At 71.1% G+C, this 22,329-nt stretch carries 16 protein-coding genes and 2 pseudogenes; 6 read left to right on the top strand and 12 right to left on the bottom strand.

Features of this window, described 5'->3' with window-relative positions; translation table 11 throughout:
- Positions 1-225: 225 nt before the first annotated feature.
- The 10 genes and pseudogenes from AB0N90_RS21050 to AB0N90_RS21095 form a co-directional block, all read right to left on the bottom strand.
- The gene (locus AB0N90_RS21050) at positions 226-1,578 is read right to left on the bottom strand and encodes a serine hydrolase domain-containing protein (RefSeq protein ID WP_365198655.1); all 1,353 of its coding nucleotides are present in this window, start codon (positions 1,576-1,578) and stop codon (positions 226-228) included.
- A gap of 102 nt (positions 1,579-1,680) precedes the next feature.
- Positions 1,681-2,889, bottom strand: a complete 1,209-nt coding sequence (locus tag AB0N90_RS21055) for a cytochrome P450 (RefSeq protein ID WP_365198657.1) — start codon at positions 2,887-2,889, stop codon at positions 1,681-1,683.
- Between the two features lie 1,162 nt (positions 2,890-4,051).
- A complete protein-coding gene (locus tag AB0N90_RS21060) occupies positions 4,052-6,232 on the bottom strand; it encodes a discoidin domain-containing protein (protein ID WP_365198659.1) in 2,181 nt (726 codons plus the stop codon).
- A gap of 50 nt (positions 6,233-6,282) precedes the next feature.
- Positions 6,283-7,890, bottom strand: coding sequence for a glycoside hydrolase family 13 protein (locus AB0N90_RS21065; RefSeq protein WP_365198661.1), 1,608 nt, complete (start codon positions 7,888-7,890; stop codon positions 6,283-6,285).
- Positions 7,891-7,939: 49 nt separating this feature from the next.
- Entirely contained in the window at positions 7,940-8,818 is an 879-nt protein-coding gene (locus AB0N90_RS21070) for a carbohydrate ABC transporter permease (protein WP_365198663.1), read from the bottom strand.
- A complete protein-coding gene (locus tag AB0N90_RS21075) occupies positions 8,815-9,768 on the bottom strand; it encodes a sugar ABC transporter permease (protein WP_365198665.1) in 954 nt (317 codons plus the stop codon). Before AB0N90_RS21075 ends, AB0N90_RS21070 begins: the two co-directional genes overlap by 4 nt.
- A gap of 5 nt (positions 9,769-9,773) precedes the next feature.
- Positions 9,774-11,126 (bottom strand): extracellular solute-binding protein, encoded by a 1,353-nt coding sequence (locus AB0N90_RS21080; RefSeq protein ID WP_365198667.1) that lies wholly within the window; start codon positions 11,124-11,126, stop codon positions 9,774-9,776.
- Between the two features lie 131 nt (positions 11,127-11,257).
- Positions 11,258-12,256, bottom strand: coding sequence for a LacI family DNA-binding transcriptional regulator (locus AB0N90_RS21085; RefSeq protein ID WP_202441852.1), 999 nt, complete (start codon positions 12,254-12,256; stop codon positions 11,258-11,260).
- A gap of 120 nt (positions 12,257-12,376) precedes the next feature.
- Complete coding sequence (locus AB0N90_RS21090) at positions 12,377-12,610, bottom strand: hypothetical protein (protein ID WP_365198670.1); 234 nt, start codon at positions 12,608-12,610, stop codon at positions 12,377-12,379.
- Positions 12,611-12,980: 370 nt separating this feature from the next.
- Positions 12,981-13,298 (bottom strand): annotated as a pseudogene (locus tag AB0N90_RS21095) (metalloregulator ArsR/SmtB family transcription factor); the annotation flags it as partial.
- On the opposite strand from AB0N90_RS21095, the pseudogene AB0N90_RS21100 reads away from it, so the two are divergent.
- Positions 13,298-13,621 (top strand): annotated as a pseudogene (locus tag AB0N90_RS21100) (hypothetical protein); the annotation flags it as partial. The pseudogenes AB0N90_RS21095 and AB0N90_RS21100 sit on opposite strands and share 1 nt — an antisense overlap.
- 181 nt (positions 13,622-13,802) lie before the next feature.
- On the opposite strand, the gene AB0N90_RS21105 reads toward AB0N90_RS21100, so the two are convergent.
- Positions 13,803-14,453, bottom strand: a complete 651-nt coding sequence (locus AB0N90_RS21105) for a TetR/AcrR family transcriptional regulator (RefSeq protein WP_365198673.1) — start codon at positions 14,451-14,453, stop codon at positions 13,803-13,805.
- 74 nt (positions 14,454-14,527) lie between these two features.
- Between AB0N90_RS21105 and AB0N90_RS21110 the strand changes: the two genes are divergently transcribed.
- Positions 14,528-16,132 (top strand): FAD-binding oxidoreductase, encoded by a 1,605-nt coding sequence (locus AB0N90_RS21110; RefSeq protein ID WP_365198676.1) that lies wholly within the window; start codon positions 14,528-14,530, stop codon positions 16,130-16,132.
- 209 nt (positions 16,133-16,341) lie between these two features.
- Here AB0N90_RS21110 and AB0N90_RS21115 read toward each other — a convergent pair whose 3' ends face one another.
- Positions 16,342-16,725 (bottom strand): helix-turn-helix domain-containing protein, encoded by a 384-nt coding sequence (locus tag AB0N90_RS21115; protein WP_361678689.1) that lies wholly within the window; start codon positions 16,723-16,725, stop codon positions 16,342-16,344.
- Between the two features lie 92 nt (positions 16,726-16,817).
- On the opposite strand from AB0N90_RS21115, the gene AB0N90_RS21120 reads away from it, so the two are divergent.
- From AB0N90_RS21120 to AB0N90_RS21135, 4 genes are all read left to right on the top strand, one after another.
- Positions 16,818-17,669, top strand: a complete 852-nt coding sequence (locus tag AB0N90_RS21120; protein ID WP_365198678.1) for an NAD(P)H-binding protein — start codon at positions 16,818-16,820, stop codon at positions 17,667-17,669.
- 167 nt (positions 17,670-17,836) lie between these two features.
- A complete protein-coding gene (locus AB0N90_RS21125; RefSeq protein WP_361678683.1) occupies positions 17,837-18,229 on the top strand; it encodes a VOC family protein in 393 nt (130 codons plus the stop codon).
- A 211-nt stretch (positions 18,230-18,440) separates the two neighbouring features.
- The gene (locus AB0N90_RS21130) at positions 18,441-20,450 is read left to right on the top strand and encodes an ABC transporter ATP-binding protein (protein WP_365198681.1); all 2,010 of its coding nucleotides are present in this window, start codon (positions 18,441-18,443) and stop codon (positions 20,448-20,450) included.
- A 172-nt stretch (positions 20,451-20,622) separates the two neighbouring features.
- Positions 20,623-22,134, top strand: a complete 1,512-nt coding sequence (locus AB0N90_RS21135; RefSeq protein ID WP_365199120.1) for an MFS transporter — start codon at positions 20,623-20,625, stop codon at positions 22,132-22,134.
- Positions 22,135-22,329 lie beyond the last annotated feature (195 nt).

Raw genomic sequence — 22,329 nt, forward strand, 5'->3', positions numbered from 1 at the left:
CGACGGGCCCTGTGCCGGACATCCGTCGTACCCCGGAAGGAACCGGAACCAGAACCGGGACTGGGCTGAGACTTGGACCGGAACCGGAACCTGACATCGGCACCTGGGCCGAGGCCGGGATCCGAGGCCGGCCCGACGGGTCAGGATCGCAGACCGGCGCGGGCCGCCCGGGATCCGGAGCCGAGACCGACCCGCGGTCCTACCTGCCCCGCCCTGTCCCCTCGTTCAGCCGTCATCGGTGCGGCGCGCCGTGCGGCCGGATATCTGTATTCGGTCGATGCTCCCGGTGACCGGGTCGCGGTGGAAGCGGCCGCCGGGCTCCAGGCTCCCGGTGGCCGGATCGCGCAGGTCGCACGACAGGTCGGCGTAGCAGACCAGCGGGAGCGCCAGGTCACCGTCCACGGACAGGGCGGGCTCGCCGTCCGGCCCGGCCGTGACGCGGTAGGTCGTGGTGCCGTTGCGGTACGTGCCCACGCAGTCGGTCAGGGCGGCGCGGCGCCCCCCGTCCACGGGGTGTCCGCCGGCGGGCACCCGGATGCCGGTCAGCCGGGCGAGTTCCCCGGTAAGATCGCGCCACAGCGCGGTCGCGCCGCCCGCGTTGCCCGCGAAGGCGACCACCACCCCGCTCTCCGGGTCGATGCGCAGATGGCAGGACGTGCCCTGGGCGTTGCCGTCATGGCCATACCAGGCGCGCTCGCCCCGCTGGTACAGGGCGAGCCCCGGGCTCCAGCCGTCGGCCAGGGTGCCGGGCCGCGCGGCGGGTTCGGGGCGGCGCATGTCCTTGGCGACGGCGGGCGGCAGCAGGTCGGAGCGGCCGATCAGCGCGTTGCCGAACGCGGCCAGGTCCGCGGCGCTGGCGAGCAGCGCCCCGGCCGGTGCCTCCAGCGGTGCCAGGTTCTGCCGGGCCGCGAGCGCCTGTCCGGTGGCGGTGTTGACCGCGTGCCCCGCGGCCACGGGGCGGGCGGGCACCGCGTCGCCGATGAACGCCGGTACGACACCGAGCGGTTCGAGCAGCAGAGACCGTACCGCCTCGGCCCAGGGCATTCCGGTGACGGTCTCCACCAGCCGTCCGGCCGCGACGTAACCGGCGTTGGAGTAGGAGAAGTCGGTGCCCGGCGGGAAGAGCAGGTCACGGGCGGTGCACACGGACGCGAGGTAGCGGGCGGCGGTGGTCGCGGCGGCAGTGTCGGAGTCCGGCCCGGTGGGCAGCCCGCCGGTGTGGCTGAGCAGCTGGCGGATCGTCACTTCGGGGACGGAGCGCAGCTCCTGGAGGTGTTCGGCGGCGGGCTCGTCGAGGTCCACGTCACCGTCGTCGGCCAGGAGCATGACCAGGGCCGCGGTGAAGGGTTTGGTGAGCGAGCCCAGGGGGACGGCCGTCTCCCCCGTGAGGAGGGTGCCGGCGGAGACGTCGGCCGTGCCGGTGTGTATGGATATGAGGTCCGTGCCGGTGTCGAGGACCAGTTGCGCACCGGGCACCCGGTGGGTGCGGGCCAGCGCGTCGAGGCGGTCCCGCAGTTCCCGGCGTAACAGCGAGGGTGTCCGGGAAGCGGGCGGAGCGGCGGGGATGGTGTACGGCATGAGAAGGGGACTCCCGTTGGATGGGTCTCATGTGCGGGTGTTACGGACCGGCCCGGGTGTGAGCGGTACGGGGGCCGACCGGTGCGCTTCGTGCGCCGGGTCCTACGCTCTGCCGACCTCGACGGGCAGCTGCCGGACGCCGATGAGCACGGCGGGGTTCTGATAGGTGATGTCCTCGTGGGACGGGATCACCAGGGTGCGGAATCGTTCATGCAACATGTTCAGGGCGATCCGCGCCTCCAGGCGGGCCAGCGGCGCGCCGAAACAGAAGTGGATGCCGTGCCCGAAGGTCAGATGGGGATTGGGCGAGCGGGTCACGTCGAAGACGTCGGGCGCGTCGAAGCGGGCGGGGTCCCGGTTGGCGGCGCCCAGATGTGCCATCAGCAGGGTGTCGGCGGGGATCTCGTGTCCGCCGAGGACGACGGGCCTGGTCACCCGGCGGCCCAGTTCGGGGAAGGGGGGCAGCCAGCGCAGCACCTCCTCGACGGCGGCCGGGATGCGCGGCGGCTCGGCGCGCAGCGCCGCGTCCGTCTCGGGGTACCGGTCGAAGGTGACGACGGCGTTGCCCAGCAGCGCGGTGGTGGTGATGTGCCCGGCGACCAGCAGCAGCGCCACGAAGCCGACCATCTCCTGGTCCCGCAGGCGCACGCCGTCCACCTCGGCGGCGATGAGTCTGCTGGTCAGGTCGTCGCCGGGGGCGGCGCGGCGGGCGCGTATGTAGTCCAGCATGTAGCTGTTCATCTCGCGCACGGTGGGGGCGATGGCCTCCAGCGCCCGTTCCAGATCGGCCATGTCCGGCGCCTCGCCGAGCTGGTCGCCGCCGAACAGCACGCTCGCCCACTCCTGGAAGAGCCGGTGTTCCTCGGCGGGGATGCCGAGCAGTTCGGCGATCACGATGATCGGCAGCGGATAGGCCAGCGCGTCGACCAGGTCGAACCGGTCCCGGTCGGCGACCTCGTCCAGCAGCCGGGCGCAGACGGCCTCGATACGGGGTTCGAGTCCCTGGACGACCCGGGGGGTGAACGCCTGGCTGACCAGGGTGCGGAGCTTGCGGTGCTCCGGGGGGTCCATGCCGACGAAGTTGCCCTGGGTGAAGGTCTCGAAGTCGGACTGGGTGGGACTGAGGGCGGAGAGGTCCGAGGAGTACGTCGCCGGGTCGGCGAGCACGGCGGCGACGTTCTCGTGGTCGAGCACCTGCCAGACGCCCTGCGCCTCGTCGTGCCGTACCGGCCCGGCCTCGCGTAGAGCCCGCCAGCGGTCGGGTAACTCCTCCAGGAGGAGTTGGCCGCCCGTCGGTTGCCTGCTGATCACCTTGTCTCCTTGCTTGCGCGTGCGGGCACAGAGGAGCCACACACACGGGGAACGGCGCGAACCGGCACGGGCCGGCCAGCGGAAGAACTCGGGCACCGCCGCGCGACCGTCCGGACGGGAGCGGCGGGTGGCCCGTGTGGCGTGCTGATGACGTGCCATGGAGCGGCGGGACGGTCAGCTGCCGTCGGTCCGCTGCCGGGATGGACCGGAAACCGTCAACACGTACGGCGCAGGACGCGGCGGCTGCGCGGCCGGCCGCGGCCTCGCGGCAAGCCCGGTCGTACGGCGTACCAACCCGACATAGCCCATCCCCCTTGGCGAAACCTCCCGCGCGGTGACGGCGCGGGACCCTCCCGGTTCGTATACGGACAACGGGGCCGAGGGCCCCGACTCCTCGGAACGCGATGTGACGATACGCAATCGTGGAGCATGCCGCCCCACGAATGGCATGATGCGCACCCCGCCACACCTTCGTTTCGATGGATCCCGGCCACAGTCTTCACGGTGAGTCACACGTAAGCAACCCCCTGAAGTTGAACGGAGAGTACTGTGCCGGTGTTTTTGCGTCACCGTGGAGCAATCTCCGACGGGCCGTGCGCGCGTATGGGATCGCGGCCGGATCGTCGCCCCCGCGGGTGCCCCGGCGCCCCACCCGCAAACCGGCCCCGCGAAAAAATCTCCGCCCGATCCGGAACCGGAAGGGCGCGCGCGGCGGCGCGGTCTCGGCCGGGCGCCGCGCGACACACTCCGGCCCGATGGCCGAACCCGGCCCTGAGCTGGGGTGATTATCCGACAACAGAGTTCCCTCGCGCGCCACTTCGGAGGGCGGTCGCGCTACACCGGCGGCACCTCCCACCGCCATCCGACCCGCCACCGCACCCCGCTCGCCCCTGCCGCACCACTTGACAGTCTCCGGACGGGGGAAGCAAAGATTCCGGCCGGAGCACACGATTTCAGCCAACCTGGCGCGTCGGGGGCGCATTTGGCGAACCCGCTCACCACTCGCGCTCCCCCAACGCGACCGAGCGCGCGCCGTACGGCGTCCGACCCGACGCGCCGGTCGGGCCGGGGACGCGGCGGGTGCCGGTACCCGCGCCTCTCCGCGTGGGCACCGGCACCCCGAGACGGCTCTCGCACAGCCGCCTTGTCCGGAGCGGGGCTGTCAGGACGTGAGGTACGCCTCCACCTCGCTGAACTGCCCGGCCGGCCACCCCGTGTTGGCGCTGACCGACAGCCGCAGGTAACGCAGGTTCGTGCCGCTCGGCAGGGACACCGTGGTGGTGTTGCCGGTGGCCGGGTCGAAGCGGTAGCCCTGGGAGCCGACCACGGTGGAGTACGTGGAGCCGTCGGTGCTGCCGAGCACGGTGACGGTCTGGGTGCGGGCGCCCCACGCCGAGGACGGCGGCAGCTTCAGCACCAGTCGGCGCACCGCGTACGACGAGCCGAGGTCGACCGTCAGGGACTGCGGGAAGGCGTTGTTGGCCGACTCCCAGTACGAGTCGGCGTCACCGTCGACCGCCTTGCCGGGCGTGTAGACGTCCTGGGAGCCGGTCGCGGTGGCGGGCCGGCCCTTGGCGAGGTTGCGGCCGGGATCGGGTGCCGGGTTGCCCTGGCCGGGCTGGGGCCAGCTGGAGCAGTCCGCCCAGGTGCTGGACCAGCCGGAGTTGCCGCCGCCGTCGGTGAGCGTGAAGGAGCCGGAGTTCGCCGGGTACGGGCAGTTGTACACTCCGGCCGAGCCGACACCGCTGGCGGTGACGTCCTTGAACGTGGCCGCTCCCTGCGCCTCCCCCTGCACCACGACCGTGCCGGTGTTCCGCACCGTCGCGCCGGTCACATTGACGTTCCGCACCGGATAGCCCTGCCCGCCGCCGGAGACGAACTCGAAGGCGCTGTACGGGCTGTCGGTGATCGTCGTATCGGTGATGTTCACGGTGGCGTTGATGGCGCTGTCGTAGGAGTCGACGCGCAACGCGCCCATCGGATGGCTCCAGTTGGGGTTCATCGCACCGGTGCGCACCAGCGTGTTGCCGTCGACCGTGATGGTGCCGGACAGCGGCGAGAACGGGTCCAGGAACTTCTGGTTGGAGATGGCGATGCCGCTGCCCAGGGAGTTGGTGTCGGAGACCAGGTTGCCGCGCACCGTGATGTCGGTACCGCCGTAGATGGCGATGCCGTTGGCGAGGTTGGGCTGCGAAATGGTGTTGTTCTCGAAGCTGGAGTCGGTGTCCGGGCCGTACAGCGACCACATCGCCAGGGAGTCGTCGCCCTGGTTGCGCAGGAAGTTGTTGCTGACGCGGACCCCCTTGGCGGTGCCGTTGAGGTTGATGCCGTCGGCGGTGGTGTCGAGGATGCGGTTGTTCTCCACGACCAGGTTGTCGTTGGTGCCGGTCAGCCACAGGCCGCACTTCAGGTGCTGGATCCACATGCCGGAGACGGACGAGCCCGGCCCGAGGGAGCCGTTGACGAAGTTGTCGGGGCTGGAGTCGACGCGTTCGGTGACCTCGCCGATCACCGCGAAGTCCTTGATGTGGACGTTCCCCGCGGAGCTGGACTGGTCGATGAAGCGGGAGGTGTGCACGACCGAGTACCAGCCGCCCGCCCCCTGAAGGGTCACGTTCTGTACGCCGCTGAGGGAGGAGGTGAGCTTGTAGTCGCCCGGCGGGATCCACACGGTCCCGCCCTGGGCGGCGGCGATGGCATCCCGGAAGGCCTGTGTGGAGTCGCCGTTGCCGCTGGGGTCGGCGCCTTTGGAGACGACGGACACCGAACCGGACGGCTGCGCGGCGGCCGCCGCGACCTGCTCGAAGTCGGCCACGTCCACGGTGACCTGAGTGCCGGTCGCCACGAACGCGACCTTGTCACCGGCCTGGAGGTTCTGCCCCAGCAGCAGCCGGGCGTCGTCGAAGAAGTGATGCGTCCTGCTGCCGGCGATCCAGCCGGTGTCGACGTAGGAGTACTTGGACGTCACCGGGAGGGTCCTGGCCAGCTTGGTGCCGTTGACGTACACGTCGAGCGAGCCGGACTGGCCGTCCGGGACGCTGTAGGAGACGTTCACGGCGTTGGCCGCACGCGGCACGGTGAACTCCACCCGCTGACCGGAGGCCAGCTGGACGGCCTGCCGCCCTGACGCCTCAGAGGCGAGCGTGCCCTGGGTGTAGTCCGGCCCGATCTTCGTGCCGGTGGTGGTGGCCGACTCGGCTTCGACCGAGGTGAAGGGCAGGGTGGCCCCGGGGGCCGCGTGCGCGGCGGGCGCCGCGACGGCGACGAGCATGCCGGCGGCGAGGGCCACGACCGCCCCTATGGCCGGCATGCGCCTGACATGACTGACGGTGCTGGTGTGCATGAGCTGTTCCCTTCGTGGTGGGGGTGCGCGGGACAGCGGTGCGCCGCGGCTCAGGCGTGCAGCCAGACCGCGGTGTCCTGCGGCAGCCGGCCCGATTCGTCCAAGGGGCCGCTGCTGAGCAGGAGTTCGGAGTGCGCGGGCAGGTCGGCGGGGGTGGCAGAGAAGTTGACCGCGCAGATCGCGCCGCCCGCGCGGGCGAAGGCGAGCACGCCGTCGGGGGCGGGCAGCCAGCTGAGGGGGCCGGTGCCGAGGCGGGGCCGCAGGGCGATGGCCCTGCGGTAGAGGGTGAGCATGGAGTCGCGGTCGCGCTCCTGGAGGTCGGCCGCGTACGACGGCCAGTCCTCCGGCTGCGGCAGCCACGGCTCGCCCCGGGAGCCGAAGCCCGCATGCGGCATACCGGCGGTCCATGGCAGCGGCACCCGGCAGCCGTCGCGGCCGGGGTCGGCGCCGCCCGAGCGGTGGTACATCGGGTCCTGGATGCGCTCGACCGGGATCTCCGCCTCCGGCAGCCCCAGCTCCTCCCCCTGGTACAGGTACACCGACCCGGGCAGCGCGAGGGAGAGCAGGGCGGCGGCCCGCGCCCTGCGGGTGCCGAGCGCCGGATCGGTCGGGGTGCCGAAGGCCTTGGTGGCGAAGTCGAAGGCGGTGTCCTCGCGGCCGTAGCGGGTGACCGTGCGGGTGACGTCGTGGTTGCACAGCACCCAGGTGGCGGGAGCGCCGACCGGGGCGTGTTCGGCGAGCGTGGTGTCGATGGCGGCGCGCAGCCGTCCGGGGTGCCAAGGGCAGGACAGGAAAGAGAAGTTGAAGGCGGTGTGGAGTTCGTCGGGGCGCAGATAGCGGGCGAAGCGCTCGGCGTCGGGGAGCCAGACCTCGCCGACGAAGACACCGCCGTAGGCGTCGGCGACGGCACGCCAGGAGCGGTAGACGTCGTGGAGTTCGTCGCGGTCCACGAACGGGTGCGGCTGCGGGTGCGTGGCGAGGTCCGGGAGGTCCGGGTCCTTGGCGAGCAGGGCCGCGGAGTCGATGCGGACACCGGCGACCCCCCGGTCGAACCAGAAGCGCAGGATGTCCTCGTGCTCCTGGCGGACCACCGGATGGGCCCAGTTGAGGTCGGGCTGCTCGGGGGTGAACAGATGCAGGTACCAGTCGCCGTCGGGCAGCCGGGTCCACACCGGTTCGGTGGTGCCGGCGAACTGCGACGGCCAGTCGTTGGGCGGGAGTTCACCGTGGGCGCCGCGCCCTGGCCGGAAGTGGAACAGGTCCCGTTCGGGGCTGCCGGGGCCGGCGGCGAGGGCGGCCCGGAACCAGGGGTGCTGGTCGGAGACGTGGTTGGGGACGATGTCGATGACGGTGCGGATGCCCAGTGAGCGGGCCTCGTCGATGAGTTTCTCCGCCTCGGCGAGGGTGCCGAACGCCGGGTCGATGGCGCGGTAGTCGGCGACGTCGTAGCCGCCGTCCTTCATCGGTGACCGGTACCAGGGGTTGAACCACAGTGCGTCCACGCCGAGTTCGGCCAGGTAGGGCAGCCGGGAGCGGACGCCCGCGAGGTCCCCGGTGCCGTCGCCGTCGCCGTCGGCGAAGCTGCGGACGTAGACCTGGTAGATGACGGCGTCGCGCCACCAGTCGTGGCTGCCGGAGGCATGGGTGGGCTGTCCCACTGGGCTTTGCCTTTCTGTGGACGGGCGGTCGGCGGACGGGCGGTCGGCGTCAGCCCTTGGTGCTGCCCGCGCTGATCCCGGCGATGATGTGCCGCTGGAAGACGAGGAACAGCACCACCATGGGGATGCCGGCGATCACCATCGCGGCGAGCAGCACGGTGAGTTGGATGTTCTGCGAGAGCTGGACCAGGGCCACGCTGATCGGCTGCTTGTCGGTGTCGGAGAAGACCATCAGCGGCCACAGGAAGTCCTGCCAGACGGCGACCAGCGCGAAGATGGACACGACGCCGAGGACCGGCCGGGACATGGGCAGTACGACGGACCACAGGGTGCGCAGCTTGCCGGCGCCGTCGATCTCGGCGGCCTCCAGCACATCGCGGGGCAACTGGTCGAAGAACCGCTTGAGCAGATAGAGGTTGAAGGCGTTGGCGACCGCCGGGAGCCAGATGGCGAGGGGGTCGTTGAGCAGGCTGGTGTGCAGCAGCGGCAGATCGGCGACGGTGAGGTACTTGGGCACGACGAGCGCCTGGGCCGGCACCATGAGGGTGGCGAGGATGCCGCCGAGGATCACCTTGCCGAAGGCGGGCCGCAGCTTGGACAGGGCGTAGGCGGCGGCCGTGCAGAACACCAGCTGGAGGGCCCAGGCACCGGCCGCCTGGACGACGGTGTTCCACAGGTGCTGCGGGAGCTGCATCAGGTCCCAGGCGTCGGTGTAGGCGCCGGTGTGCCAGTGCTGGGGCACCAGCGTCGGTGGGGTCCGGGCCACCTCGTCGGGGGACTTCATCGCGCCGGTGACCATCCAGTACACCGGGAAGAGGAACGCGAGCGCGAAGAGGACGACGACGGCGGTGAACACCGTCCAGTAGATCGCCTTGCCGCGTGGGCGGGCGAGGGTGGCCGGGGAGATCAGGGTGCGGGTGGCGGTCATGCGGTGTCCCCCTCGTTCCGGGTGAGCCGCAGATAGACGGCGGAGAAGGCGCCGAGCAGCAGCAGGAGCATGACGCTGAGGGCGCAGGCGCCGCCGAAGTCGTTGTAGAGGAAGGCGTATTTGTAGATGAGGTAGAGCACGGTGACGGTGGCGCTCTCGGGGCCGCCGCCGGTGATGACGAACGGTTCGGTGAACACCTGCATGGTGGCGATGATCTGAAGGAGCATCAGCATCATGATCACGAAGCGGGTCTGCGGGACCGTGACATGGCGGATGCGCTGGAGGAGGTTCGCGCCGTCGAGTTCGGCGGCCTCGTACAGCTCGCCGGGGATGGACTGGAGGGCGGCCAGATAGACGAGGACGGTGCCGCCCATATTGGCCCAGGTCGCCACGATCACCAGGGAGACGAGCGCGGTGTCGGTGCCGTTGGACCAGTTCGAGGTCGGCAGGTGGACGAAGCGCAGCGCCTCGTTGGCGAGTCCGGCCCCGGGGTCGTAGAACCACTTCCACAGCAGGGCGCTGACCACCGGCGGGATCATCACCGGCAGGTAGACCACGACTCTGAAGAAGGCCTTGGCGTGCCGCAGTTCATTGAGGACGAGGGCCAGCAGGAAGGGGACGGCGAAGCCGATGAGCAGGGCGAGCAGCGTGAAGCAGAGGGTGTTGCGCCAGGCGGCGGCGAAGTCCGGGTCGTGCCAGACGCGGGTGAAGTTGGCGGTGCCGACCCACTGGGGCGGGGAGCCGGGGGTGTACTTCTGGAAGGCGATCACGACGGCGCGGATCGCCGGGTACCAGGAGAACAGGACGAAGCAGAGCAGGCCGCCGAGGAGGAAGGCGTAGGCGCGCAGCTGGTCGATCAGGCGGCGCCGGCCCCGGTCCCCTGCCGGGGCCGGCGCCGGTACCGGGGGGACGGCGGCCGCCGTCCGCTGCCGCTCGGCCGTCTTCGTCATGGCGGTCAGCTCCGGGCCAGAATGCTGTCGATCTTCCCGGACGCGTCCTTCAGAAGTCCGTCGATGTCGGCGTCCTTCTTGGTGAGGACGGCGGAGACGGTGCCGTCGAGGACGGAGTAGATCTGCTGTGCGTCCGGCGGCTCGATCTTCATCCGGAGCTTGGCGTTGCCGTCGAGGAAGCTCTGGTAGTTCTGCACCGGGACGTTGGCGTTGGCCTTCTTGATCTTCTGGTCCTCGGCGTCGGCGGCGCCGGTGAACAGGCGCGGCTCGGGCAGGCCGACGGGGGCGTTGTTCCGCTTCGCGCGGGCGTAGTCGCCGAGGAAGCCCTTGCCCGGGGTCAGATACATGTGTTCGAGCCACTTGAGGCCGGCGCGGATCTGGGCGGGCGAGTCGTGCTTGTTGAACATGTAGCCGTCGCCGCCGATCAGGGTGCCCTGTCCGCCGGGCATGGGGCCGATGGCGATGTCGTCGTAGCTGGCGCCCTTCTCCTTGACGAGGATCGGGATGTTGTCGGGGGCGGCGAGGTACATGCCGAGCTTGCCCGCGCCCATCATCTGCTGCGCGTCGTTGATGACGAGGAGCTGCTTGCTGCCCATGGAGTCGTCGTTCCAGCGCATGTCGTGCAGGTTCTCCAGGACGGCGTGGCCCGCGGGGGTGTCGACGGTCGCCTTCTTGCCGTCGGCGCTGACGACGTCGCCGCCCTGGGAGTACATCTCGGCGGTGAAGTGCCAGCCGCCCTGGTTCTGGGCGCTGTAGTCGGCGTATCCGACGGTGCCGTTGCCGAGGGCGGCGATCTTCTTGGCGTCGGCGCGGACCTCGTCCCAGGTCGTGGGCGGCTGGTCGGGGTCGAGACCGGCCTTCTTGAACAGGGCGCGGTTGTAGATCAGCCCCATGCTGTATCCGGTGCGGGGTATGCCGTAGACCTTCCCGTCCACCGTGTAGATGTCCCGCAGCTGCTTCTGGAGGGTGCCGTAGCTCTTCAACTCCTTGAGGTACGGCGTGAGATCGGCGGCCTGGTTGATGTCCACGACATGCCCGGCGTCGGTGAAGTACGTGTAGAACACGTCCTCCATCTGGCCCCCGGCGAGCTTGGCGTCGAAGGTCTTGGGGTCCTCGCAGGGGAAGGCGTCATGGGTGACGACGTCGATGTCCGGGTTCTGCCGCTCGAAGGAGGCGACGTCGTCGTCGAAGAACTTCCGGTCGGTTCTGGAGCTCTTCGGTGGCTCGCAGTTGACGGTGATGCGTGTCTTGCCGCTCGCCGAACCGCCGCCGCCCGAACCGCAGGCGGTGGCGGCGAGGGCGAGGGAGGAGCAGACGCCGATCGCGACGAAGGTGCGGCGGAACCCGGTGCTTGTCATTCGATGGACCCCTCGGTGGCACTCATGGCGGGAGCTGCGGGCGCGGCACACTCAAGCACCGCCGACAAGGGTCCGCAAGATGTCGCGCGACTTCTGTAATTATTTGACAGCCACCCGGATGTACCGGTGCGTCAGTCGTGCGGCGCCTGCCCGGTCGATCCGCGCACCACCAGCTCGGGTTCGAACAGAAGCTCCTCGGCGGGTACGGCGGTGCCGCCGATCTGCGCGTTCAGCAGTTCCACGGCCGCGCGTCCCATGGCCTCGATGGGCTGGCGGACGGTGGTGAGCGGGGGCTCGGTGCAGTTCATGAACGCCGAGTCGTCGTAGCCGACGACGGAGATCCGGCCCGGGACGTCGTAGCCCTTGCGCCGGGCGGCCCGGATCGCACCGAGGGCGAGGGGGTCGCTGGCGCAGATGATGCCGGTGACGCCCCGGTCGATCAGCCGTGCGGCGGCGGCGTGGCCGCCCTCGATGGAGAAGATGGCCCGCGCGACCCGCTCTTCCGGCAGGCCGCCGGTGAGGGCGTGCGCGGCGGCCAGCTTGCGGGCGGAGGGCATGTGGTCGCCGGGGCCGAGGACCAGCCCGATGCGCTCGTGGCCGAGCGAGGCCAGGTGCCGCCAGGCCTGTTCGACGGCGACCGCGTCGTCACAGGACACGCCCGGAAAGCCGAGGTGCTCGATGGCCGCGTTGACCAGTACGACGGGGATGTTGCGGTCGGCGAGCCGCCGGTAGTGGTCGTGCGGGGCGTCGGCCTGGGCGTAGAGGCCGCCGGCGAAGACGACGCCCGACACCTGCTGCTGGAGCAGCAGTTCGACGTAGTCCGCCTCCGAGACGCCGCCCTTCGTCTGGGTGCACAGCACCGGGGTGAGCCCGAGCTGGGCGAGCGCACCGCCGATGACCTCGGCGAATGCCGGGAAGATGGGATTCTGCAACTCCGGCAGCACCAGGCCGACGAGCCGGGCGCGTTCGCCGCGCAGCTGGGTGGGGCGCTCATAGCCCAGGACGTCGAGAGCCGTCAGCACCGCCTGTCGGGTGGCATCGGAGACCCCGGGCCTGCCATTGAGCACCCGGCTGACCGTGGCCTCACTGACCCCGACCTTCTTCGCCACTTCCGCAAGTCGTCGCGTCATGCGCGCAAGAATAGCGCGGTCTACGTAAGCGGCTTGCGTAAAGTTGTTGGGGGCCGACCGGGGGCCGACCGGGCGCGCGGCCGACCGAACAGGGCTGTGGAGCGGGGCCCTGACGGGCGGTCACCAGTTGGCGACGGCTATGGGGTCGACCTCGCAGTGAGCGATCTCCTCGATGAGCCCACTGCTGATGGCGGAAACCCGGTAGGTCGTCCTGCCTTTCGCGGGTACCGACACCTGATCGCCCGCGGTCATGACGACGAGGCCGCGCCCGTTCTTGAAGGTCATCTTCACGAAGAAGACAGCGTCGCGTCCGTTCGGGTTCCTGACCTCGACGACCGCGTACGGATCCGCCACGCTCGCGCATCGCACGAGCGCCGCGGTGCCGTTCTTGAGGGGCCGGGGAGTGGCGGAGGGGGACGCCGTTGAGGTGGAAGGGGATGCCGTAGGTGTGGAAGGGCTGGTGGACCGCGGCCGGGACGAACCACTGTCGGACGCGTCACCGCCCGGCGACGGCGACGAACTGTCGTGGTCCTGGCGGGCACTGCTGCAACCGCCCCCGTCATCACCGTGCCGATCCCGGCTCCCCTGGGCATGGCCCGAGGAGAACCCCGTCAGTGCCAGCACGACCATCGCCGACACCGCTGTGACCTTGAGTCCCCGCCCCTGTGCATACATTCGGCCACCCTATCCACAGCCGTCACGGGCAGAGCCCCTCGGCCGCCGCTCAGCGCAGTACGGCCTCCAGCACATCGCTCCCCAGCGCCGTCAGATCGGGCAGATTGACGGTGTACCGGACGTATCGGCCCTCCCGTCGGGCCGTGAGCAGGCCCGCGCGGCGCAGGGCCGCGAGGTGGCGGGAGACTTCCGGTGCCGAGAGGCCCCAGGCGTGGGCCAGTTCACCGGTGGTGTGCGCGCCCCGGGCCAGGGTGCGCAGCAGCCGCAGCCGTACCGGATGCGCGAGCGCCTTCAGCCGTAACGTGACCGTCTCCAGCGAGACCGGCTCCGACGGGCTCGGCTCGGCGACGGGGTACTGCCTCACCGGCTGCCACCGCGCTCGTCACCGCCCTCGCCCCGGCCCATCTCCTGGGTCGCACCCTCGCCCGCTTCCAGCTCTCCACGGGCCTCGGCCTCGCCGTCTCCCCCGCGGCCATCACCACCCTCGCCGCCCACGGCTCGACCCCCCTCTGGGGCAGCCTCGCCGCCGCGACCCTCCTCTCCGCCTCCGCCGTCGCCGCGGAGAAGGACCGAACGACGCGGCTCAGCGGTCACCACGGCCGGACGCCGAGCGGCTGTGTGAGTTCGGCGGCCGTCACCACGCAGACGGGGCAAAGTGCCGTTGCACGGGAGGGAGTTGAATCGAGATGACGGTCGCCGGTGGAGCGGAGAGCGTGTCTGCCCTCCGGCCGCGGCGCACCCCGTGGCGACGGGCACCTACGACCTTCAGACGTACCGCTTCCGAGAACGGCCCCACCACACTTCTGACAGGTCAACCGATCCCCGTGACCGCCCACAGGACTTGAGCCGAGCGGTGGGGCCGCGGCCCGGTTCACGTGCGGTCGTCGCCGTCGCCATCGCCGTCGGTGAAGGCGGTGCGGGCCGCGCCCAGGAGCCGGGCGCAGCGCCCGGTCATGGCCTCGGCCGACTGGTCGGGGTGGTTGATCCACCAGCGGACCAGCGCGGTGCACAGGCCGCGCCACGCGTACTTGAGGGCGTCGGCGTCGAGCGGGTCGCCGGTCCCGGCGGCGTGCAGAAGCTCGGCGGTGCCGGTCGCGGCGAGGTCGTCGATGGCGTCGCGGTAATGGGCCGCGCGGTGGGCGGCTTCGCTGTCGGGCGGCAGCGACGGATCGTAGAGGACGAACCATGCCTCGCGCCGCCCGTCGAGAGCCGTGAACAGCGCGCGCAGCACCCGCAGCGGCGTGGACGGCGCCGGGGTGTCATGGTCGGCCATCGCGGCGCGGATCGCGCCCAGCAACCGGTCGCCGACCGGGACGAGGCAGGCGAGGTAGAGGTCCTGCTTGCCGCCGAAGTACTGGTGCACGAGCGGCTTGGTGACGCCGACCCGGGCGGCGACGGCGGCCACGGTGGTGGCCTCGTACCCGTGCCGGCCGAACTCCTCGGTGGCCGCGGCCAGGACCTGTCGTTCGCGCGCGGCCCTCGGCACGCCCTTGGTACCGGCCCTGGAGGAGAGCGTTGTCATGGGACCAGATCTTACCCTAGGGTAATTTACCGCTGGGTAAATTCACGTCCCCCGGATCCCGTTGGAGCGCGCCCATGCCAGCCACCGCGACCGACCCGCACGCCTCCCGCACCCGCTCCTGGTGGGGCTGGGGCTATACCGACGCCCACCCCGACGACGCCGAATGCATCGCGACCGGGGCCCTGTTGCCGGGCACCCTGCCCCGCCCGCTGCCGATCCCCCGGGTCGCCGACCTGTCCATCGGCCGCCCCGCCGCGACGCCCCCGACGTCCCTGTCCCATCTGGTCACGGCCGATCCGCAGGCGCGCGCCGCGCACGCCATGGGCAAGGCGTACCGCGATGTCATCCGGGCCCTGCGCGGCCGCCCCGGCCGGATCCCCGATCTCGTCGCGTGTCCGACCCGTGACCAGGACGTGGCGGACCTGCTGGACTGGGCCGGCGGGCAGGGCGTGGCCGTCATCCCCTTCGGCGGCGGCTCCTCGGTGGTCGGCGGTGTGGAGTACCGCGGCGATGCCCATCACGCCGTCCTCTCCCTCGACCTGACCTCGATGGGCCGCGTCCTGGAGATCGACACCGCCGCCCGCTCGGCCCGTATCCAGGCCGGGGCCCTCGGGCCCGCGCTGGAGGGCCAGTTGCGCCCCCACGGACTGACCTTGCGGCACTTCCCGCAGAGTTTCGAGTTCTCCACCCTCGGCGGCTGGCTGGCCACCCGGGCGGGCGGCCACTACGCCACCGGCCACACCCACATCGACGACTTCGTACAGTCCCTGCGGGTGATCACGCCCGCCGGGGCCGGTGCCTCGTGGCGGCTGCCCGCATCCGGCGCCGGACCGTCGCCGGACCGGTTCTTCCTCGGGTCCGAGGGCACGCTCGGTGTCATCACCGAGGCTTGGATGCGCTTGCAGGAACGCCCCCGGCACAAGGCCTCCGCGGCCGTGGCCTTCGCCGACTTCCACCGTGCGCTGGACGCGGTGCGGGCCATCGCCCAGTCCGACCTCGCCCCGGCCAACTGCCGGCTGCTCGACCCGGGCGAGGCCCTGCTGTCCGGTGCCTCCCACGACGGCTGCGCCGTCCTGGTCCTGGGCTTCGAGTCCGCCACCGCCCCGGTCGACGCCCGCCTCACGGCCGCCGTGGACCTGGCCCGCGACCACGGCGGTCGCGGCGAGGCGGCCCCGGCGGACCGCGACACCCCGCCGGACGCGGCGGTGGGCGCCTGGCGCTCGGCGTTCCTGCGGATGCCCTATCTGCGCGACGGCCTGGCCCGTATGGGGGCCGTCGTCGAGACCTTCGAGACCGCCGCCACCTGGGGCACGATCCCCGCGCTGATCGATGCCGTCCGCACCGAGGTCGGCGCCGCCGCCGCGAAGGCCACCGGGCACCCGGCCACCATCAACTGCCGCCTCACCCATGTCTACCCGGACGGCGCCGCCCCTTACTTCACCGTGGCCGTCGCGGGCCGCCCCGGCGAGGAGGTCGAGGTCTGGGACGACATCAAAGCCGTCGCGACCGACGTCCTGCACCGCCACCGCGCCACCATCACCCACCACCACGCCGTCGGCCGCGACCACCGCCCCGGCTACGACCTCCAGCGCCCGGCCCCCTTCGCACTGGCGCTGCGCGCCGTCAAGGACGCCCTTGACCCCCACCACATCCTCAACCCCGGCGCCCTGCTCGACTGACAGAACGCCGGGCCCGTCGGGCATGACGCGGCTCGGCCTCACGGTTTCTCAGCCGGGACCGACCTCCAGGGACCTTCGGCACCATGAACGACGACGTCCCGGCCCACTTCGGCGCCTCGTTCCGCCGTCGTTCCGCCGCAAGGGCTTCGTGGAGATCATCCGGAGCGACCCGTGGCCGGAGTGACGCTCGCCCAGCGACTGCGCCGCGATCAGCCACTGCGCGGCGGGCGCTGATCCGCCGGCAGCCGCTTCGTGATCCGATCGAACAGGTCCGTCAGCGGCTCGCCGATGTCCTGGCCGAACTCGGTGAGTCCGTAGGTGACCTGGGGCGGCGTCGTCGGCTCGACCTCGCGCCGGATCAGCCCGTCCTGGAGGAGCGCCCGCAAGGTCTGGGCGAGCATCTTCTCGCTGATGCCCTGGATGCTGTCACGCAGCTCGAAGAACCGAAGGTCGTTGCTCCGCAAGGAGATCAGCACCCAGATACCCCACCTGCTGGTGACGTGGTCGACCATGTCGCGCGCAGGGCAGTCGGTGTGAAACACCTCATACCGCTTGCCCGCCCCGGCCTGCTTGAGCTGCGCGCCTTCCACCATGTCCGGAGCTTACCCAGAGGTATGTCCTTACGGAAAGTAAGCCCAGCTCCTAGCGTCAACTCCCGTAGCGCACAACGAACAAGGAGCTGAACATGATCGTGGTGACCGGGGCTACCGGGAACGTGGGCCGGACTCTGACGCAGGCCCTGGCCGAGGCGGGCGAGCAGGTGACGGCGGTGTCGCGGCACGCGGCGACGGTGCCGGACGGGGTCCGGCACATACAGGCCGACCTGGCCCGGCCGCAGGGCCTCGCCGCCGTGCTGGACGGGGCGAAGGCACTGTTCCTGCTGCTGTCCGGCGATCTGCACGCCCCCGAAGCCAGGCCGGCCGACATCATCGACCTGGCCGCGGCGAGCGGGGTCCGCCGGGTCGTCCTGCTGTCCTCGCAGGGCGTGGCGACCAGACCGCTCGGCCCGACGCGGATCGCGATGCGGGCACTGGAGGACGCGTTGCGGAAGTCCGGCCTGGACTGGGCCGTCCTGCGACCGGGCGGCTTCGCCTCCAACGCCTTCGCCTGGGCGGAGTCCGTTCGCACACAAGGGGTGGTCGCCGCGCCCTTCGGCGACATCGGGGTGCCGGTCGTCGACCCGGCGGACATCGCCGAGGTCGCTGCCGCCTGCCTGCTGGAGGACCGGCACACCGGCGGGGTCTTCGAGCTGACCGGACCCGAGGTGATCACGCCACGTCAGCAGGCGGAGGCCATCGCCACCGCGCTCGGTTCGCCGGTGCGGTTCCATGAACTCACCCGCGAGGAGGCCAAGGCCGCGATGACCCGGTTCGTGCCGCCGGAGCTCGCCGACGACACCCTGGACATCATCGGCGCCCCGAACTCCGCCGAACTGCGGATCAGTTCGGACGTGGCACGAGTCCTGGGCCGCGCCCCGAGGCCCTTCGGCGACTGGGTCGCCCGTAACATCGCCGCCTTTCGCCGAGGCATGAGCTGAGGCATGAGCTGAGGCGCGAGCTGAGGCTCAACTCGGCTGAAGCGAGCCGACGGAGCCCGGGCCGGCCGCCTCCCCTCACGGCCGGTGGCGGGGCGCACATCACCGTCCGCCGACTGAATCCGCCGCCAGGGGATATCCGCAGAAGAGGTCATCCCCTGGGAGGAAGCATGACATTGGTGAAGGCGGGCGTCGTGGTCCTCGACTGCGCCGAGCCCGAGAAACTGGCCGTGTTCTACAAGGAGTTCCTGGAGGGCGAGCAGACGGACGCCTCCGCCAACCTCGTGGAGGTCCGCGGCACCGACGGCATCCGGCTGGCCTTCCGCCGTGACGTCAACGCCGTATCCCCCAGCTGGCCCCGCCCGGAGAACTCCCTCCAGTCCCATCTGGTCTTCCTCGTCGAGGACTTGGACGCGGCCGAGCGGCGGCTGGTGGGGCTCGGCGGCCGGCCGATCGAGACGAGGGACCCGGCAGGGCCGTACGAGGAACGCGGCTACACCGACCCGGCCGGTCACTCCTTCACCCTGCGCCTGGTGCCCATCACGGCACCCAAGCAGGGCTGAACCCCACGCCCGCGCGCGCTCCGGCGGGCGCCCCGCGCGCGGGCCATGACCGGGGCGGCTGCGACACCGAGCCGTACCGTCTCGGAGCACCGTTCCGAGTGCGGCCACGGGAAAAAACCCGACGCACCATCATTCATCGGCGCTATCTTCCGCATGCTCACCCACGCCCGTCATACCGGGCACCGAACTGGGTCACCTCGGGAGGCGCCCTGTGAAGAGGTTCTTCGGACCGGTGAAGATGGCGGAGCCGCTGGTCTCCGACGCCGAGCAGGAGCTGTTCGGCGGACCGCTGCGCTATGACCTGGGCTGGTCCCAACACGAGCACGCGGGGCTGGACCTGACCATGATGTCCGCGCTGCGCTCGATGCCCGCACTCGTCGGCGCCACCCTGCGCATGGCCTGGCAGGCCGACCGGCGCGCGCTGCTCGCCGTCGCGGTCAGCGAGATCGGCCAGGGCGTCGCCGCCGCCGTGAGTCTGCTCGCCGTCAACGCCGTCATGCACGCCCTGCTCGCCGGAAGCGGCACCGCCGCCCAGCGCCTGCACGCGCTGTTGCCCGGTCTGCTGGCCGCGGCCGCCGTCGCCGTCGTCAACTCCGCCCTCTCCGCGTGGTCCACCTCCCGCGCGGGGCGCCTGGAACCGAAGGTCGAGCGGATCGCCGTCACCCAGTACCTGGCCGCCGCCGTCGACGTCGAGCTGGAAGCCATCGACGACCCCGACTTCAGGCGGCTCGTCGATGTCGCCGAGCACGGCCCCAGCTCCGCCCGCCGGATGATCGGCGCCTGCGTCGCCGCGCTGAACGGACTCATCTCGCTGGTCACCACCGCCGGCGTCCTCACCGTGCTGCACCCGGTCCTGCTGCCCATGCTGATCCTCATCGCGGCCCCGCGCGGCTGGGGCGCCATGCGTGTGGCCCAGGAGCGATACGTATCGGTGATGAGCTGGATCGAGCACGTACGAGCCGGCCGCCTCATCGGCAATCTGCTCACCGAGCGCACCGCCGCCCAGGAGGTCCGCCTGCACGCCGTCGGCGCCTTCCTCCTCAGCCGCTATCAGCGCATGGCCGAGAGCGCCGAGGCGGAACAGGAACGCCTCGCCTCCAGCAAGGCCCTGACCGAATGGGTCGCCTCCGCACTGTCGGGACTCGCCGTGGCCGCCACCTACGGGACCATGTTCTGGCTGATCACGGCCGGTCATATGAGCCTCGCCATCGCCGGCACCGCCGTGATCGCGGTGCGCACCGGATCGGCGAGTCTGGGCGCGCTGGTCATGAACGTCAACCAGCTGCACGAGGAATCGCTCTACGTCCGCGACCACGGCCGGTTCCTGACCCAGGCCGCGCGGCGCGTCATCCCCTCGGGCGGCGACCCGGTGCCCGAGCAGATCGAGGAGGTCGTCCTGGACCGGGTCAGCTATCGCTACCCCGACCGTGACACGGCCGCCCTGGACCAGGTGTCCTTGACCCTGCCGATGGGTTCGGTCACCGCCGTGGTGGGCGAGAACGGCTCCGGCAAGAGCACGCTGATGAAGATCCTCTCCGGCCTGCTGCTGCCCCAGAGCGGCACCCTGTGCTGGGGCCGGGCGGACATCACCGGGCTCGACCGCGCGCAGGTCTTCGAACGCGTCTCCCTGCTCACCCAGGATTTCCAGCGCTGGCCGGTGACCGCGGCGATGAACATCCGGCTCGGCCGGCCCGCCCACGCCGTCACACCGGAGGGCCTGGCGCCGTCGGTCGACTACGCCGGCGCGGGCCCCGTCATCGCCAAGCTCCCCGCGGGCCTGCGCAGCCTGCTGGCCCGGATGTTCCGCGGCGCCATCGAACTGTCCGGCGGCGAATGGCAGAAAATGGGCCTGGCCCGTACCCACTGGCGCAGCTCGACCTCGCAGGCGGACGGTGTCCTCATCGTCGACGAGCCCACCTCCGCGCTCGACCCCGAAGCCGAGATCGAGGCCTTCGACCGCATCCGTGACCTCGCCGCCCCGAACCGGGCGGTCGTCCTGGTCACCCACCGCATGTCCGGGGTCCGGCACGCCGACCGCATCTACGTCCTCAACGCGGGCCGCCTCGTCGAACAGGGCACGCACGACGAACTCATCGCCGCACAGGGCCGGTACGCCGCCATGTTCGACGCCCAGGCCGCCCAGTACGCACCCGAACCCGGCATCCCGAATCCCACCGCACCCAACGCACCCAACGCACCCACCGTCGCGGACCCCGCATGACCCGTCCGGGTCGTACAAGGCCCGTCCGGACGGACGCCCGGACGGACGCCCGTACGCCCGGACGGACGTCCCAGCGCGCGCACCGCGTGCGGCGGGCCCACGATTCGGTGGGTGATCCTGCCGACGGCGAAGGGCTGACTGCCGCGTGAGTGATGCGACGTCCGACGGGTCCATGGGCCCGCCCGGGAACACCAGGCCGCCGAAGTCCGTCGTGGAGCTGCCCCGACAGGTACGGGAAGAGCTGACCCGGCGGCTGCGCCGTAACAAACGGGCCTTTCGCGAGGACGACATCCAGATCGTCGAGGGCCCCCTGCTCCGGCGCGCGGTCGGCGCCTCCGCGCTGGGCAACTGCATGGAGTGGTTCGACTTCGGCATCTACAGCTATCTGGCCGCGACCATCGGCAAGGTGTTCTTCCCGTCGGCCTCACCGACCGCCCAGCTGATCTCCTCGTTCGCGACGTTCGCCGCCGCCTTCGTGGTACGACCGCTCGGCGGGCTCGTCTTCGGACCGCTCGGGGACCGGGTCGGACGGCAGAAGGTGCTGGCCACCACCATGATCATGATGGCGGCCGGCACCTTCTCCATCGGCCTGATCCCCGGCTACACGACCATCGGTGTCGCGGCTCCGGTGCTGCTGCTGATCGCCCGGATGGTGCAGGGCTTCTCGACCGGGGGCGAGTACGGCGGGGCCTCCACCTTCGTCTCCGAGTACGCCCCGGACCGCCGCCGCGGCTTCCTCTCCAGCTGGCTCGACTTCGGCACCTTCGTCGGCTACGCGCTCGGCTCCGCCCTGGTCACCGTGCTGAACCTGGCCCTGAGCGACGCCGCGATGCTCTCCTGGGGCTGGCGTGTGCCGTTCCTGATCGCCGGTCCGCTCGGCGCGATCGGCCTCTACATCCGGCTCAGGCTGGAGGAGTCCCCGGCCTTCCAGCAGCAGCTGGACGAGCACGAGAAGAGCCTCGCCCAGGCCTCGGTGGGCGGCGAGTTCAAGGACATCATCGGCAGACACTGGCGTGAACTGCTGCTGTGCATGGGCATCGTGCTGCTCTACAACGTCACCAACTACATGGTGACCGGGTTCATGCCGACCTATCTGACCGAGGACCTGCACCACTCCCCCACCTTCGCCGACCTGCTGGTCCTCATCGGCATGCTGTGGATCGTGCTGCTGATCACGTTCATCGGCCGGCTCAGCGACCGCGTCGGCCGGCGCCCGGTCTACGCGGTGAGCGCGGCCGCCATGATCGTCCTCGCGGTCCCGTCGTTCCTGCTGCTCATGCGCGGGGGAACCTGGCTGCCGCTGCTCGGGATGCTGATCCTCGCCACCCTGCTGGCATGCTTCGCGGCGCCCAGCGCGGCCACCCTGCCCGCCCTGTTCCCGACGGCGGTGCGCTACGCCGCCATGGGCATCGGCTTCAATGTCGCGGTGGCCGCGTTCGGCGGTACGACACCGCTGGTCACCGAGGCGCTGGTCAATCTGACCGGCGACCGTCTGACGCCCGCGTACTACCTGATGCTCGCCGGCGCCATCGGACTGATCACCGTACGGTTCCTCCCGGAGACCGCCCAGATGCCGCTGAACGGATCACGGCCGATGGTCGGCTCCCGGCAGGAGGAACAGGAACTGATCAGCACCTCGCAGGACCTGTACCTGCTGGCGGAGGGCGGTCCGCGCGCGGTCTAGTACCGCAACGTATGCGAGGGGAACTCAGCGCTCCGCTCAAACGGAGGTACGGCTGGATACCGGCAAAGGAGGCGGCTCACGCGGGACCCGACCGGACCCGGCCGGCTGCCGCGCCTCCCGCCGGTCGGGGTCCAGCTCGGCCGGCGGCGTGCGTCGGACTCGTTGCCGTAATCGGCTCCGTGGTGTGCTCCCCGT

Source organism: Streptomyces sp. NPDC093018 (assembly GCF_040684035.1).
GTDB classification, from domain to species: Bacteria; Actinomycetota; Actinomycetes; order Streptomycetales; family Streptomycetaceae; genus Streptomyces; species Streptomyces murinus.